This window comes from Chryseobacterium sp. POE27, assembly GCF_039727685.1.
Classification (GTDB): domain Bacteria; phylum Bacteroidota; class Bacteroidia; order Flavobacteriales; family Weeksellaceae; genus Chryseobacterium.
On record NZ_CP152475.1, the window covers coordinates 698808 to 714908 of the forward strand.

At 36.9% G+C, this 16101-nt stretch carries 17 protein-coding genes; 9 read left to right on the top strand and 8 right to left on the bottom strand.

The annotated features are described in order from the left end of the window. Window positions 1-32: 32 nt before the first annotated feature. The 4 genes from AAHI02_RS03180 to AAHI02_RS03195 form a co-directional block, all read right to left on the bottom strand. On the bottom strand, window positions 33-1877 hold the full coding sequence (locus AAHI02_RS03180) for a chloride channel protein (RefSeq protein WP_346985411.1): 1845 nt from the start codon (window positions 1875-1877) through the stop codon (window positions 33-35). A gap of 72 nt (window positions 1878-1949) precedes the next feature. Beyond that, window positions 1950-3221 carry an NAD(P)/FAD-dependent oxidoreductase gene (locus tag AAHI02_RS03185; RefSeq protein ID WP_346985412.1) on the bottom strand — a complete coding sequence of 424 codons (1272 nt, stop codon included), beginning with the start codon at window positions 3219-3221 and terminating at the stop codon, window positions 1950-1952. Window positions 3222-3622: 401 nt separating this feature from the next. Further along, on the bottom strand, window positions 3623-4837 hold the full coding sequence (locus AAHI02_RS03190; RefSeq protein WP_346985413.1) for an MFS transporter: 1215 nt from the start codon (window positions 4835-4837) through the stop codon (window positions 3623-3625). 65 nt (window positions 4838-4902) lie between these two features. After that, window positions 4903-5757, bottom strand: coding sequence for a helix-turn-helix domain-containing protein (locus tag AAHI02_RS03195; protein ID WP_346985414.1), 855 nt, complete (start codon window positions 5755-5757; stop codon window positions 4903-4905). Window positions 5758-5857: 100 nt separating this feature from the next. Here AAHI02_RS03195 and AAHI02_RS03200 point away from each other — a divergent pair, with 100 nt between their 5' ends. Together AAHI02_RS03200 and AAHI02_RS03205 are read left to right on the top strand one after the other, a co-directional pair. Next, on the top strand, window positions 5858-6847 hold the full coding sequence (locus tag AAHI02_RS03200) for an aldo/keto reductase (protein WP_346985415.1): 990 nt from the start codon (window positions 5858-5860) through the stop codon (window positions 6845-6847). 181 nt (window positions 6848-7028) lie between these two features. Then, complete coding sequence (locus tag AAHI02_RS03205; RefSeq protein ID WP_346985416.1) at window positions 7029-7601, top strand: OmpH family outer membrane protein; 573 nt, start codon at window positions 7029-7031, stop codon at window positions 7599-7601. An 81-nt stretch (window positions 7602-7682) separates the two neighbouring features. On the opposite strand, the gene AAHI02_RS03210 is transcribed toward AAHI02_RS03205, so the two are convergent. Both AAHI02_RS03210 and AAHI02_RS03215 read right to left on the bottom strand, forming a co-directional pair. Beyond that, a complete protein-coding gene (locus tag AAHI02_RS03210; RefSeq protein ID WP_148285310.1) occupies window positions 7683-7853 on the bottom strand; it encodes a lmo0937 family membrane protein in 171 nt (56 codons plus the stop codon). A gap of 126 nt (window positions 7854-7979) precedes the next feature. Beyond that, a complete protein-coding gene (locus tag AAHI02_RS03215; protein ID WP_346985417.1) occupies window positions 7980-8777 on the bottom strand; it encodes a Cof-type HAD-IIB family hydrolase in 798 nt (265 codons plus the stop codon). 162 nt (window positions 8778-8939) lie between these two features. Here AAHI02_RS03215 and AAHI02_RS03220 point away from each other — a divergent pair, with 162 nt between their 5' ends. Next, on the top strand, window positions 8940-9392 hold the full coding sequence (locus tag AAHI02_RS03220) for a PA2169 family four-helix-bundle protein (protein WP_346985418.1): 453 nt from the start codon (window positions 8940-8942) through the stop codon (window positions 9390-9392). 53 nt (window positions 9393-9445) lie between these two features. Here AAHI02_RS03220 and map read toward each other — a convergent pair whose 3' ends face one another. After that, window positions 9446-10210 (bottom strand): type I methionyl aminopeptidase, encoded by a 765-nt coding sequence (gene map / locus AAHI02_RS03225; protein ID WP_346985419.1) that lies wholly within the window; start codon window positions 10208-10210, stop codon window positions 9446-9448. Between the two features lie 241 nt (window positions 10211-10451). Here map and AAHI02_RS03230 point away from each other — a divergent pair, with 241 nt between their 5' ends. From AAHI02_RS03230 to AAHI02_RS03250, 5 genes are all read left to right on the top strand, one after another. After that, a complete protein-coding gene (locus tag AAHI02_RS03230) occupies window positions 10452-11774 on the top strand; it encodes a phosphatidylserine decarboxylase family protein (RefSeq protein WP_346985420.1) in 1323 nt (440 codons plus the stop codon). A gap of 103 nt (window positions 11775-11877) precedes the next feature. Further along, complete coding sequence (locus AAHI02_RS03235; RefSeq protein ID WP_346985421.1) at window positions 11878-12204, top strand: YegP family protein; 327 nt, start codon at window positions 11878-11880, stop codon at window positions 12202-12204. Between the two features lie 317 nt (window positions 12205-12521). Then, complete coding sequence (locus tag AAHI02_RS03240; protein ID WP_346985422.1) at window positions 12522-12764, top strand: hypothetical protein; 243 nt, start codon at window positions 12522-12524, stop codon at window positions 12762-12764. Between the two features lie 217 nt (window positions 12765-12981). After that, complete coding sequence (locus AAHI02_RS03245) at window positions 12982-13533, top strand: DUF4256 domain-containing protein (protein ID WP_346986663.1); 552 nt, start codon at window positions 12982-12984, stop codon at window positions 13531-13533. A 135-nt stretch (window positions 13534-13668) separates the two neighbouring features. Then, window positions 13669-14145 (top strand): hypothetical protein, encoded by a 477-nt coding sequence (locus tag AAHI02_RS03250; protein ID WP_346985423.1) that lies wholly within the window; start codon window positions 13669-13671, stop codon window positions 14143-14145. A 51-nt stretch (window positions 14146-14196) separates the two neighbouring features. On the opposite strand, the gene AAHI02_RS03255 is transcribed toward AAHI02_RS03250, so the two are convergent. Beyond that, window positions 14197-15228 (bottom strand): aminotransferase class V-fold PLP-dependent enzyme, encoded by a 1032-nt coding sequence (locus AAHI02_RS03255; RefSeq protein WP_346985424.1) that lies wholly within the window; start codon window positions 15226-15228, stop codon window positions 14197-14199. Window positions 15229-15314: 86 nt separating this feature from the next. Here AAHI02_RS03255 and AAHI02_RS03260 point away from each other — a divergent pair, with 86 nt between their 5' ends. Continuing rightward, entirely contained in the window at window positions 15315-15971 is a 657-nt protein-coding gene (locus tag AAHI02_RS03260; RefSeq protein ID WP_346985425.1) for a metal-dependent transcriptional regulator, read from the top strand. The last annotated feature ends 130 nt before the right edge of the window (window positions 15972-16101 follow it).

Below are 16101 nucleotides of genomic sequence, written 5' to 3' on the forward strand. Positions count from 1 at the left end.
TGCTGATCTTTTTTATTGATTAAATTATAAATCTACTCAGAATATCCTTTTAAGATCTGACGGTAGCTCATCAGTATAGTCGATTTCGAGATAAAACCGATAAAACTGTTTTGAGCATCTACGACAGGCAGATTCCATACTCCGGTGTCATCAAATGCCTGAAGGATTTCCAAGGGCTGATTTTCAGGATGAATAATAGCCGGAGGTGCTTTCATGATCTGGTTCATTGATACAGAAACCTCATCATTGGTGAACAGATACGGACGGATGTCGTCTAAAGTCAGAATTCCACGCAAGATTTTATCATCATTAACTACCGCAAAAATATTTTTGTTTCCGTTCTTTACCAATTCAAATAATTCTGCAATCGGTGCATTCTCGTTAATAGCCTGCGAATAACGATCAATAAAGTCTTCGGTTTTTAATGAAAATAAGATGTTTTTATCATGTTTATTGGTAAATATTTTACCCTGATCAGCCAGCGATTTCAACTCCGGGGAGATAGGAGAGAACCATTTCGCAATCAGGTAAGAAATAATGGAAACAATCATCAGCGGAATAAAAAGATCATATCCGAAGCTGGATTCAGCAATAAGAAAAATCGCAGTAAGCGGAGCGTACATGACACCACTCATCGCACCAGCCATTCCTACCAGAACGAGATTTGTCACCGGTACATCAGGAAATCCTATATGCTGACAAATAATCGCAAATAAATAACCTACTGTTCCGCCTGCAAAAAGAGAAGGAGCAAAATTCCCCCCGTTTCCGCCACTGAAAATAGTGAAAGAAGTGGCAAATGCTTTTAACAATAATACTAGAATCAGAAATACAATAATCGTAAAATCGCCGATCTCAACATAACGGAACAGGCTGTTTTCTATAATTCTGTGCATATCGCCGTTGGTAAAAGCTTTTACCGTTTCATATCCTTCCCCGAATAACGGTGGAAAAAGAACACACAATAACGACAGAACTGCACCGCCAAACATCGCCTTGCGCAGCCTCGACATTTTTAATTTTTTTATAAAATGTTCAACCTTCTGAGAAATAATAACGAAATATCGCGCATACAAACCGGTAACGATTCCTAAAATAAGGTAGTACGGGACGTTCTTATAATTAAATGCTTCCCTGGTATAAAACCTGAAAAGCACATCTTCCTGAAGAAGGATTCTCGACAGCAGGCTTCCACAGACTGCAGCCACAACAAGCGGAATAAAATCTGTAAAAACCACCCCTGTAAGCAAAATTTCAAAAGCAAACATGATACCCGCAATCGGTGCATTGAAAGCAGATGCAATACCGGCAGTAGCACCGGCAGCAAGTAAAAGCGTGCGTTCTTTATAACTTAAACGGTACGTCTGGGCAAAATTTGACCCTATGGCAGCACCTGTCACCGCAATCGGGCTTTCAAGACCTGCCGAGCCTCCTAAACCAACCGTTACAGCACTCTGCACGATCTGTGAATACATTTTTACCGAAGAAACGATACTTGAGTTTTGTGCAATTTCGTATAAAATAGCACCAATCCCTTTTCTGTCCTGTCCTTTAAATATCGTCAGAACGATGCTTGTCGTTAAAACAATTCCCAGAAAAGGAAAAATAATATAAAACAGAATCTGGTACTCAAAATGAACTTTCGTGGTAATAAAATGATGAATCGCGTGAACCAACGACTTCAGAAGCACACCGGCCAGACCTGCAGTACAGCCTACAAGAATCCCTGACAGTACCAGAAACTGATTTCTGCTTAATCTGTTGTTGAGCCAGTGAAGAATGAGTTCGTAACTGCGCGCTTTTTCAAGTCCGTACTTCTGAAAGTCTCTTTTAAACTTAAGAAAGCTCAGAAACTTTTTCTTATGATGAATATTCACTTTTGAGATTTTATACCGTAAAAGAATATTTACAGCTCCGTAAATTTATGAAATATATCATGAATATTAAAATCATGAGTTTTCAGCAGTGTCTCTTTTCGGCCTTAAAATCAATCGGATTGAAGGATTGTTGGTAATGAAAAGTCGCAACCAATTGAACGCCAGCCGCACTTTGCTGCTAAAACTTACAAGCGGAATGATATGAATAAAAAGCCATGTGAGCCAAGCCAAAAATCCTTTAAATGAAAACTTCGGCAAATCGACCACTGCATTGAACTTGGAAATAATAGCCATACTTCCTTTATCGTTATATTCAAAAGGAATCAGAACTTTTTCGTCTTCAATTCTTTTGAAATTCTTTCCTAAGTTCTTAGCATGCTGAATGGCGACCTGAGCCAGTTGGGGATGGCCTTTAGGATATTTTTCCTCGGTAAGCTGTAAGGCAATATCGCCCAAAGCATAGATATTGGCGGTTCCGTTTACTTTATTGTAGGCATCTACCAGCAACCTTCTTCCTTTACCGATACTTTCTTCAGGAATGCCCGGAACCTCGCGTCCTATAACTCCTGAAGTCCAGATCAGGGTTTCTGTTTCGATGACCTGTCCGTCTGCGAGAATAACTTTGCAGTCGACATAATCTTTCACGGCCGTATTGAGAATGATCTTTACTCCCAACTTCTTAAGTCTTTCATAAGCCGCTTCCTGCGCCATTTTGCTCATTGGAGAAAGAAGTGTCGGTAATGCATCAATAAGGTAAATACTGGAAAGTCCCAGTTTTATTTCCGGATATTCTTTTTCGGCGATGTAGCTTCCCATTTCGGCGATCATGCCAGCTAGCTCTACACCGGTTGGGCCTCCGCCGGCGATCACAATATTCTGAAGTTTCTGGGCTTCTTTTACATTTTTATTTTTTGCGGCTTCTTCCAGAGTCAGCAGCATATAATTTCTCAGATAAAGTGCCTCATCGATCGTTTTCATCGGTAAAGCACATTTCTTTACATTCTCCATTCCAAAGAAATTAGATTCTGTTCCCAGTGCCAGTACGAGATAGTCGTATTTTAAGGTACCGCTGTCTGTTTCAAGAATATGATGTTCCGGATCCACCTTTACCAGACTTCCCATGTGAAAATTCACATTTTTATAATTGGAAATCATTTTACGAAACGGATAGCTGATGTTGGATGCTTCAATAAAAGAAGTAGCCACCTGATAAATAAGCGGTGGAAAGAAGTGATAATTGTTCTTATCTACCAGTGTAACTCTGAAACGGCTGTCATTAACCAGAGATTTAGTCAGATTAACTCCTGCGAATCCGCCGCCGACAATAACGATATGCTTTTTCATAAATATATATTGAAATGGTGCATGAATCAGTCCAAGAATAAAGCCAAAAAACGGCCATGTGGTATTAATTCATTTAAGATTAATGCAGGAGCTGTAGTGATGTTTTTTCTTACGTTTTATATTCAACATTAAAGCAAGCATAAAATACTTATTTACAGCCAATTAATACACATTATTCTCATTTCACATTATGAACCTGTAAAAACGTGAGCAGGTTTTGCCTGAAAGGTAAGCAGGTTTAACCCCAAACCTGCCTACGTTTTACTGAAAAGGTGCGCAGGTTTTAAAGGAGAACAGCTTTGGTTATTTATCAGCACAAATTGTTATTTACTTTCTGAATAAAAACAAAGAGATGAATGCAATTAATTCATCTCTTTAAAAATTTGACTTCAGGATTATTATTACCGCCGGGAACTCTTGTCTTTAAATAAAATAAGAATTGCAGATAAAGCGCTTATTGCTCCGAAAATATAAATTGACTGATAATTGAACCAACCCGCAATCAACCCGGCTACCGGACCGGCTACCCCCAAAGAAAGATCAAAAAATGCGGAGTAGGCTCCTAACGCAGTTCCTCTCATTTGGGGCTGAACCTTTTTGATCGCCAATACTCCCAACGCCGGAAATACCAAAGAAAAGCCAATCCCCGTCAGTGCACAGCCTGCAATTGCCATCCATCCTGAAGTTGAAAACCCAATGAGCAATTGCCCTATAATTTCAACAGCAAACGACACCATTGCGACTTTATATCCTCCGAATTTATCCGGATAAGAAGCAAAAAAAAGTCTTGTGGCAATATAAAATCCGCCAAAACAAAGAAATCCTAATGAGGCACCACTCCAGTTTTTATCTGCGAAAAGCAATGCTATAAATGAAGCAATGCATGCAAAACCCATTGATGAAAAGGCCAACGCCAGTCCCTGATTCAGCACTTTACCAACTACTTTGTAAAATGGAATACGAATATGCGAAGCATCAGCTGAAATAACAGCCAGTTTGCCGGTTAGCAGCAAGCTTACAATTGACAAAAGAGTAATCAGGGCAAATGGAAATATAATTCCGGACTGATCTTTAAGCCAAATACTCAGAGGGGCGCCTAACGCTATTCCTGCATACATGGCTATACCGTTCCACGTCATTACTTTTCCTGAATTTTGGACTCCGAGAAGCCCGATTCCCCAGGTCAAAGCTCCTGTAACGAGCATACTTTCTCCAATTCCATGAATAATTCTTGAAATAATGAGTAAGCCTAAAGCCAACATAGGAAAACCTACTGAAAAGCCGGCGGAAATGTAGAGTAAGCCCGCCATAAAAATTAAGAAGACACCCCGGTGATTGCTTACTTTTGCTCCCAAAGTATCTGTAATTTTCCCTGCATAAGCTCTCGTGAGCAAAGCAGCCAGCGACTGCAGGCCAATCGTTATTCCAATGGCAAGATTTCCGAATTGCAAATCATTTTTGATAAATCCCGGTAATACTCCCAGGGAGATCCCCATAGTAAGATAGACTGCAAAGACAGAAAAGATAAGAGGATAGAGAATATTCGTCAGTGATCTTTGTGTCTGAATAATTTCTTTGCCGGATGTTGTGACTGGTTTTGTTTTTTTTTGTGTCATACCGTTTTATGTTATTATTTACGGTGACAAAATTAAAGTGCTGAAGAAGTAGGATCGATGGCTAATTAAAGGGGATCATTGGACAAATGATGTTTTTTAATTCTGAATTGGGAAGCAGTATTGCCGGTATTCTTTTTGAAGAATCTTGAAAAATAAGCATGATCGTTATAGCCTAATTGATAGGCAATCTGCTTAATGTCCAGATCGGTGTAATACAAAAGCCGCTGCGCTTCCAGAATAATTTCTTCCCTGATCCAATGGCTCGCAGAAAATCCTGTTATTTCTTTTACCATTTCATTTAAATAAAGCGGAGTAATGTTCAGTAATTCAGAATATTCTTTTACCTGTTTGAGTTTCTTGTACTGATGCTGAACCAGATGTTTAAATTCAACTACGGTTTTGTATTTCTGCCCTCCAATTAGCTTTTCAGAGTTTCGGTTTTGCAGTAAATTTTGAATAAACATTCCTATCAGACTGTCTGTAAGAGATATTTTAATTGAATCACTAAAAGCGTCCTTTTGTGTTGTAAGAATGGATCTGAGGACTGAGACAAAATTAAAAATAAGATCATCTGGTGAAATCTGGCAAGTCTGATAAGCGTTAAGACATGTATTTAAAATTTCAAGATAAGGTTTGGCAATCAAAGAAGTTTCTATAAAAATAAGCCAACCTTCGTTATTCTCCTGATTCAGATATTGATGTACCTGGCCTGGGGCAATATAACATAGTGAGGGTCCTGATAAAATAACTTTACGAAAATCCAATTCCAAAGTAAAACTTCCTTTCTCCTGAATAATCAACATAAAATGGTCATCACGATGGGGAACCTTGTCTTTAAATTCAAGTCCTTCCATAGTAATGATTTCAATGCCTGCAGATTTCAGCTCATCCCGGTGAAAAAGTATTTCAGTCTTTGCCATGTCAATTAAATTGTGGTAAAATTAAATAATATTATGTTTTTGAGACGTATCTGCACAATGTTTGTACCTGATAAGAAACCAAATCATTAAATATTATCATATGAAATCAGACATTTTAACGGAAAAACACAGATTAGGATTAGGAGGAGTAGCGATAGGAACTGCTTTTGAGCCGCTTACGGACGGGCAATCTTACGAAGTTCTGCAGAAAGCGTGGGATCTTGGAATACGATATTATGATACATCGCCGTGGTACGGACTTACCAAAAGTGAGAGAAGATTCGGGAATTTTCTGCATGGAATGGACCGTGACGAATTTGTACTTTCCACGAAGGTGGGACGTTTATTTGTAGAAGTTCCAGAAGATGAAGTTCCGCCGACAATGTGGCAGGATCCGCTTAATTTCGACTTTGAACATAATTATACTGCAGACGCTATTAAGAGATCAATAGAAGAAAGCCTTGAAAGAACACGACTTAACCATATTGATATTGTGTATGTCCATGACCTTTCGGAAGATCAGGTAGGTGACCGGTATCCTTATTTCCTTAAACAGGCGAGGGAAGGAGCTTTCAAGGTTTTATCAGAACTGAGAGATCAGGGCGTTATAAAAGCCTGGGGAATGGGGGTCAATAAAATAGAGCCTATCCTGGATTGTCTTGATTCTGCGGATCCTGATATTTGTCTTTCCGCAACGCAGTATTCTATCCTTGAGCATGAAGATGCTGTTGACAGGCTGCTTCCGGCCGTTAAGAAAGCAGGCGTGAAGCTTGTTTCCGGGGCAGGGTATAATTCAGGATTTATAAACGGAAGACCACGATATAATTACAAAGATGTTATCCCTAAAGGCATGACCGAAAAGCGTGATAAAATCAAAGAGATCGCTAAAAGATATGATCTCGATATCGTAGATGCCGCGCTTCAGTTTGTACTCGCAGCCGATGAATTTGTTGCCATCATTCCCGGAGCAAGCCAACCGGAACAGGTAGAAGATAATGTAAATGCTCTTCACAAAAACATTCCGGCTGACTTCTGGAAGGAATTAAAATCGGAAGGATTAATTTATGAAAAAGCACAGGTTCCTGAATAATAAAAATCAATAGTATTACTTGGATGTATTTAGTTTTTTTAATACTATATTTTACGCTTATACTTTCGATAGAAGCCTGGACGAACTATTCCGGGCTTCTTTTTTAATAATATCACTAAGCATATAGGTATATTTATTATATTTGCTGTCTTTAAAAGATAAAATTAAATATATAATTAAGATGAAAAAGTTAATCACAGCATTTTCTTTAGCAGCAGGACTTTTCCTGACTACCAATATGGCGAATGCACAACAAAAAATCGGTCACGTTAATTCTGATGATATTTTTGTCAACCTTCCTGAAGCAAAAACAGCAGAAGCTTCATTAGATGCTTTCACAAAAACGAAGCAAAGTGAAATCGAAAAATTGATCACCACTTATCAAACAAAGCTAAAAGCAGCTCAGGATAAGGAAAAAACAATAAGTGAGGCCAACAAAGAAACTGTCATTAAAGAACTTACAGCTGCGCAGACGGAGCTTCAGACTTTAGGAAAAGGTATAGAAGAAGCGAGAACAAAAGCAGCTCAGGATGTATCTAAAAAACAGTCTGAACTGTTTACGCCCATTCAGAAAAAAGTAAGTACAATGATCTCTACCGTTGCTAAAGAAAAAGGATTGGCATATGTATTTGATATTGCCACTTCACAGGGGAATAGTAATATTGCCTATGTAGATGGTGGTGAAGACATTACACCAACAGTAAAATCTAAACTTGGCGCAACTGCAGGTACTGCAAAGCCGGCAGCTAAATAATAAAGCTAAATATTTACCATAAAAAAAGCTGGAAACTATAAATGTTTCCAGCTTTTTTATTTTTCGTTTCTTATACCAGATTTAATCGAGTGGCTTTCTACCTGATATGAGGTTATAAAGAACTACAATAATTGCGATTACCAGCAATATATGAACTAAATATCCTGTATCCATTCCCGGTACAATACCTAACATTCCTAAAAGCCACACAACTATACAGATTACTGCGACTAACCATAATATACTTCTCATAATTAAATATTTTAAGTGATTCGATTAACTATATACACATATTGTGCCTTTTTATATTTAATTCTGTAAAAACAGATACCACAAAGAATAAAAAGAACTCTTGTATATTATAAAACCCGCTGAAAACTAAAGAACTCCAAAGTGAATGAGAGCTGATTCTATTCCATCATTGTCAACATCTTTAGCCACATAATCAGCAATTTTCTTTACATTATCATTGGCATTTCCCATAGCAACACCAATTTTTGTGTGTTTCAGCATTGAAATATCGTTTCCTCCATCCCCAAAAGACATGGTTTCTGAAATATCAATACCGAAGTGATCGCAGAAATGCTCAATTCCTGTAAATTTATTGATCTCTCCAGGGTTCACATCAGCAAAAAGGGGAGTCCACCTGGATGCTATTGAATGCGGCATTATGGTTTCCATAAATTTTTCCTCATCCTCAGGTCCCAGGAAAATATTTGCCTGAAGTACACGTTCCATATCAATATTATCTTTATCGTGAACCGGTGGAACAGGAATATTAACATGACTATACATTCCCACCACCTCAGGAGTGGCATCACTGATTTCCACTTTATCTTCATACATTAATGAATAACTTAAAGGAAAACGTTGTGAATAGTTCACAAGATTCTTTATATCTGCAGGATTAATGTATTTTTTAAACATTACTTTTCCATTGGTGGTAATACAATAGCCACCATTAAAGGTAATAAATCCGTCAAAAGTAATATGCCTGATATGATCTAAAGAATTAATGGAACGGCCTGTAGCAACAATTACTTTCACTCCTTTGTCACGTAGGCTTTTGATTGCTTTTTCCGCTGATTCGGGGATCTTATTGGTTTTAAAGCTGATTAAAGTACCATCAACATCGAGAAATACAGCTTTTATAGTAAGTTTTTTGTGTGAATTCATATTGAAATTTGTGAATATAGAACAAAAATACGCACAAAAAATCTATGCTCAACGTTCATTATTATTAATTCATAATTCCTTTAAATACGGAAATATGGTATCATAGTTATGCTACTAGGTATAATTCTTGTACAATTCTCATCACACCAAAATTATAATAGTATGAAAAATAAAGAAGAAGCATCAGTACTCAATGACCTGTTGCACATTACCAACGACCGAATTGAAGGATTTTCGAAAGTAGAAGGAAAAATCTGGGAAAATTATCCGGATGTGAAATCAGAATATGCACGCCTAAATTCACTTTCAAGAATGATGAAAAATGAATTGATCAATCTGATTCAGGATGATGGGGAAACGCCCGATGATTCATCTTCTGTAGCAGGTGCCCTTCATAGAACTTGGATTGACATTAAAAATTCTTTTACATTGGGAAACAAAGAAGAATCTACCATTGAAAATGTTATTTTTGGTGAAAAAGCAGCTATTGATGCCTATCAAAATGCAATCGACAGCGGCAAGCTAAGCCAGGAAAGCTTAGATGTCGTTTCGGAACATTTAAAAAACATTAAAGATTCTTATCATCAGTTTGAAAATATGAGCAGATATAAATAATATCTAATCATATTAAAACTAATCAGGCTGTTTCAAAGAAACAGCCTGATTAATTAATTAAAAATTTCATTCATTTGAGTAAGAATGACAGGCTTTCCGTCAGTAATCATTATCGTATGTTCATGCTGCGCCATATAGCCGCCTTTATTCCCTACCATCGTCCACCCATCATTAAGTTCAACAGCAATATGTGAATCGGTTGAAATAAAAGTTTCAATGGCAACCACTGAATTTTTTCTGAATCTTCTGTTATCGAAACGGTTTTTATAATTCATCAGCTCATCGGGTTCTTCGTGAAGACTTCTTCCAACACCGTGTCCGCCCAAATTTTTAATTACTTTAAAGCCTCGTTTTTTAGCTTCTGTTTCCATAAGAAAACCGATATCAGCAATTTTAACACCTCCTTTAATATTACTTATCGCTTTATGCAAAATCTCCCTCGAAGCATTCACCAGCTTTTTATGATTATGGATATCTTTCCCGATGACAAATGAATTCCCGTTGTCGGCCCAAAAGCCGTTAAGTTCAGCAGAAACATCTATATTGATAAGATCACCTTCCTGTAAAACACGTTGATCTGTGGGGATACCATGGCAAAATTCGTTGTCAACACTTATGCAGGCAAAACCCGGAAATCCATAGGTAAGAGCGGGAGCAGATCTGGCGCCAAAGCCTTTAAGAATTTCAGCTCCGAAATCGTCTATCTCTTTAGTAGTCATACCCGGTTGGGCATAATTTGTCATTTCTTTTAAAGTATAGGCAACGGCTTCACTTACTTTTTGCATTCCGATAAACTCAGATTCATTGGTGATAGACATATTCAGTAATTTGATACAAAGATAATAACTTACCGATAATATATCTAGAACATTATTTATTGAGAAAAATTATACAGATTCCGTATTAATACCGAGATTTGGTTTTAAGTAAAATTACTCTTGATCGTCAATGCATTTCAGCTGTAAATTTATCCCAACTAATAACCATGGAGACCAGAAACCATTTCAAACGGGGCGCAATCCTGAAAAGCCACACGAGTAAGGAAAAAACACCTTAATTATGAATCACGTAAAGTACAGAGTAGGAAAATGGCTTCCATCCGACAGAAATTTCCTGAACCGCTGGATTGAGAAGAAAGTTGCCCAGGTAAATGCAAATCCGCTTCCTTTAAATCCGGCTATTGAAGACCTCAGAAATGCCATTTACAATGATGCGGTGCTCTATATGGGCTTTACCAGCATGTATGACCAAGTCCCTCAGGGATACAACGACCAGGTGAAAAACTTTGAAACCATGCTTCAGATCATGAATCAAATCTTACACGAAGGTCCATGTTACAGCCAGATTGAAGACAAAATCGGATTGGTCGGGTTTCCCATCAATGCCATTCTCGACTGGGCAATGGGAACAGAAGGTGGATATTTGACATTTACCAATTCATTAGTGAATCAAAAACTTCAGATCATCCTTAATGAATGGAAGGCTTTCCTTGAATCTCCTGATTCAACTTATGTACTCGTAGACGGCCCTATAGATCAGCCACAACCGGACTATACCAATCCTGTAGGATGGTTTTCGCCGGTAGCCCTGGAAGCTATCGCCAGCATGGATCCGTTAAGAGGAAAGGGCAACGATCCGTATGATGCACTAAAAAATTTCATCTACAATTATCAATGTCAGCCAGACCAGCCACATTTTGGCTATAAAAGCTGGGACGATTTTTTCACCCGTGAATTCAATCCCGGAGTACGGGAAGTCAGTGAAGAAGATTGGGATCCGGCCGTAATTGTAAATGCTTGCGAATCGGCACCTTACAACTGTGTAACGAATGCGATGATGAAAGATAAATTCTGGATGAAAGGTCAGCCATATTCACTATTGGATATTATGGATAATCATAAACTTGCCCGAGAATTTGGAGATAACAGTACTGTTTATCAGGCATTTCTATGTGCTAAAACATACCATCGCTGGAACAGTCCGGTGGATGGGAGAGTGGTCGCCATTCAAAATGTTCCGGGAACTTATTACTCGGAAGCTCCTGCGGAAGGTTATGATCCGGCGGGACCAAATGATTCTCAGGGATATATCGCTGAATTGGCAGCACGTGCACTGATCTTTATCCAGTCAGATAACGATAAAATCGGACTTATGTGCTTTGTGGCCATCGGAATGGCAGAAGTTTCCAGCTGTGAAATTACCGTTCGTGAAGGAGATCATGTAAGAAAAGGCGATCCGATTGGTACATTCCATTTTGGAGGATCTACCCATTGTCTGATATTCCGTCCGGGTGTGAATATAGATTTTGATTTTCATGGACAGACACCAAGCCTTAATACGTCTAATATTCCTGTGAAAGCGAGAATCGGCGTAGTACAATAAATAAATATTTTTGTATTGTGGGAAACCGTAATCACTTCAAAATCATTTAATTTATTTTTGGATATTCATAAAATAATTATTAACAATTCAAAAATTTATTAAAATGGGAAAATACATTATCCGTAAAACATCCAATGGTCAATATTGGTGGGTTTTGAGAGCTTCAATTGGAGAAATTTTGATAACCAGCGAAACGTACACTACAAAGCAAAATTGTATTGAGGGTATAAACAGTAGCAAAATAAGCATAAAAGATTCAAATTTCAGAAGGCTTTTATCGATAAGAAATGAGCCATATTTTACTCAAAATGCCAATAATAATCAAGTGTTGGGAACAAGCGAAATGTACTCATCAACTTATGCCAGAGATTCTGGTATAGAGAGTGTCAAACGTTATGCGCCTGATGCGGTAATTGAAGATTTATCATAACATAATGAGACAGCTGTAATTTTGGCTGTCTCATTTTTTTAAATTAAAAAATTTGCAACTAAAGAAATCCACATCAAATTAAGATTTATATAAGAGTTAGAAACATATTCTATTTAACATAATATAAATTATAGGACAAATTAATTTTTCGCAAAATCTCATTTAATTTTTATTATCTACATGAAATATTATTCACCCCAATTCATTATTGCTTTGCATTTTAAAAAATATTTCTATATTTGAAACAAGGTATATTTTCCATATTTGGTTCCTGTAAAATTAAGATATACAGAATTTTAAAAATTACAGAACCATACATGATGAAAAATTCAGAACACACTGGAAAACATTTTGTTATTCAAAAAGGAAAAGCAATTTGCGATAAAGGCACGAGCTTTCCAAACTTCAAAGTAACCAGCCACCAAAAACATTATTGGAACGATGCAAACGGAAAAGCCGATTATCTGGCAGTAACCGAAGACGATTTACAATTCAATCCTGATCTTGTTCCTTTCGGAAACTGTTCCATACAAAATGGACAATTCCAGTATTTTATATAAAAAAGGATTTAATAATAAAAAAAATATTTATATCCAAATATGGCATAAATGCAAAAACAGGAAATGAAGAATGGATAAATAAAGAATATGAAAAAAACTCCGCTCTTAAAGATCTGAAATTAGATGATTTCTTTTAACTTTAAATAAATCAAAAGCCGGATTAATTAAACTTTCGTATTTGCATTTTCAAACATAAACCTTCATCCACCAATGACTACTGAAAAACTATCACCAGAAAAAAAGCCGTGAATTCATTGAAATTCTGAAAATTAGATTTGAAAAAAATCTTTCAAGACATCAGAATATTGAATGGAAAACCATTCAGCAAAAGCTGGAAAAACATCCCGAAAAACTCTGGTCACTCCATGAAATGGAGATCACCGGTGGCGAACCTGATGTTGTTGGGCATGATGAAACCACCGGAGAATATCTGTTTTTTGACTGCTCACCTGAAAGTCCGGCACGCAGAAGTCTTTGCTATGATTATCAGGCCTGGAATTCAAGAAAAGCTAACAAACCTGAAGGAAATGCCGTAGATAAAGCGACTGAAATGGGGATAGAGATATTAACTGAAGAGCAATACCGAAAGCTTCAGGAGTTAGGAAAATTTGACCTTAAAACGTCTAGCTGGATAAAAACTCCGGAAAAAATAAGAGAAATGGGTGGCGCTGTCTTTTGTGACAGAAGATACGACACGGTTTTCATGTACCACAACGGTGCTGAATCGTACTATGCAGCAAGAGGCTTCAGAGGCTGTCTTAAGGTTTAAAAATTTTTGGACTACAAATTGATTTGTTTACTCCAATTTAATTTTCAAATAAAATAGTATTGTTATTTTAGCCAAAATGAAATTAATCTAACTTAATAAAAAGGGATATGAAAAAAATTAATCTTATTAAGCTCATTGTCTGTTTTTTTACTGAACTGCAACAAAAAGCCGGAAGCTCCTGTCGCTGAAACACCACAACCGGATACTACTGCCGCAACAGAAAAAATTGTTGATACCCTCGTTGCAAAATCTTTCTGCTACATGGGAGTAACCGGAAAAGACACCGTTTTTGTAAGTATTGATGATAATCTGGGAACCATAACCGGAAAAATGGCTGCCAAAAACAGCGAAAAAGACAGTAACAAAGGAGAATTATCCGGATTTAAATCAGGTGATACATTAAAACTTACGTACAATTTTGCGTCTGAAGGCAAAACAGGAAATAAAAACGAAATCTATTTTCTCCAAACTAAAAACGGCCTGAACGAAGGTATTGGAGACAGAGATCCTGAAACCGGAACAAAATATGCAAACGAGAAAAAAATAAAATATACAGGCGGACGAAACCTCAAAGTGGCAGACTGTAATCTTGTTACAAAAGCTTTAAATTAAGAAAATTTCTAACATATATAAATGAAAACAGCCTGCAAATCAGGCTGTTTTTTATAATTCATTTTTAATAATCTCAATAAATTCATTGATGGGTTCATCGCAGGTATTCCATGAAGTGATCAGGCGGATGGCAGAAAAATTTTCATCAATTCTTTTCCACACGTAAAATTCAAATTTATCAGATAATTTTTCAATAAGATTATTGTCTAAAATAGGAAAAATTTGATTGGTATAAGTATCCGAAAGAAATTCGACTCCCCTTTCCTGCATTACCTTTTTCATTTTCATGGCCTGTTGATTGGCGTGTCTGGCCAGCTCAAAATACAGATCATTTTTCATCAGTTCCAGAAACTGGATGCCGAGCAGTCTGCCTTTTGCCAGTAAAGCTCCTTTTTGTTTAATGTTAAAAGCAAAATCCTGCTGAAGTTCTTTATTATTAATTACGATGGCCTCTCCTATCAAAGCTCCGTTTTTAGTTCCACCCAGATAAAAAATATCAGTTAGCTCTGCAACTTTTTCCAGTGTCAGGTCGCTGGTTTCGGCTGTCAGCCCATGCCCCATCCTTGCGCCGTCCATGAAAAGATAAAGATTATTTTCCTTACAGAATTTTGACAGATCTTCAAGTTCCCCAAGCGTATAGATCGTTCCCAGCTCTGTAGAATTTGAAATATAGATAAGCTTTGGCATTACCTGATGCGGAACGTTTCTATGACTTTCCAAAACAGGAATAATATCTTCCGGGGTTAATTTTCCGTCTTCTTTATTAATACTCAAAATTTTATGACCCGTTGCTTCAATAGCTCCCGTTTCATTATTCAAAATATGTCCTGTACCTGCAGAAACCGCGCATTGGTAAGGCTTTAAAACCGAAGAAATAACAATTAAGTTTGCTTGTGTTCCGCCGGAAACAAAATAAATTTCCGAATCTGAATTTTTAATTTTTTGTTTAATTAATTCTTTAGCTTCCAAAGAATACTGATCTTCTCCGTAACCCGCCTGCTGATCAAGATTTGAAGATACTAAAGCCTGTAAAATATGAGGATGACAACCTTCCGAATAGTCGTTTTTGAATGAAAATTTCATAAGGTAAAATTAAAAAAACTAAGAGGAAGAACCGTATAATATTAATAAATATTTTGTTAGATTTGTAATACAAAGACTCTAACATTTTGAAAACAACACTCACGGAAGAAAATTACCTCAAAGCTTTATTTCATTTGGTCGACAGTGAAAGTAAAGTGACGATTAATGAACTCAGCAAGTTTTTATCCGTAAAAATGCCGAGTGTAAACAACATGATGAAAAAGTTTGCCGACAAAAACTGGGTCATCTATGAAACCTACAAGCCACTCATTGTTACAGAAAAAGGAAGACGTGAAGCAGCTTTGGTTGTAAGAAAACACAGACTTACCGAAATGTTTCTGGTAAAAAAAATGAACTTCGGCTGGGAAAATGTACATGAAATTGCAGAACAGCTGGAACACGTACATTCAACGATATTTTTTGATAAAATGGATGAAATCCTGGATCATCCGAAATTTGATCCTCACGGTGAACCCATTCCTGATAAAGACGGGAATATCATAGCGCAGGATTTGCAAAGACTGAGCTCATGTGAGGTAGGTGAAACAGTAACTTTCAAGTCTGTTACCCTTTCTGATGATGCTTTTCTCAATTATCTTACTGAACGTAATTTGCTTTTAAACAAGAAAATTAAGATTGTAAAAATTGAAAGCTTCGATAAATCTGTTACCGTGGAAGTTGATGGAAAGCAGGAAATTCTCAGCAGAAAGGCTACTGATAAGATTTTGGTTAAAAATAAATAGCTTATAACTTATCCACAAAAAAATGTGGATAACGTGTGAATTTTAACATTCAGTTATTGTATTTACGGATTTTTATTTCTACATTTACTATGAAATTCAAACTGAAGTGGAAACATATTTTGCTTTTTTC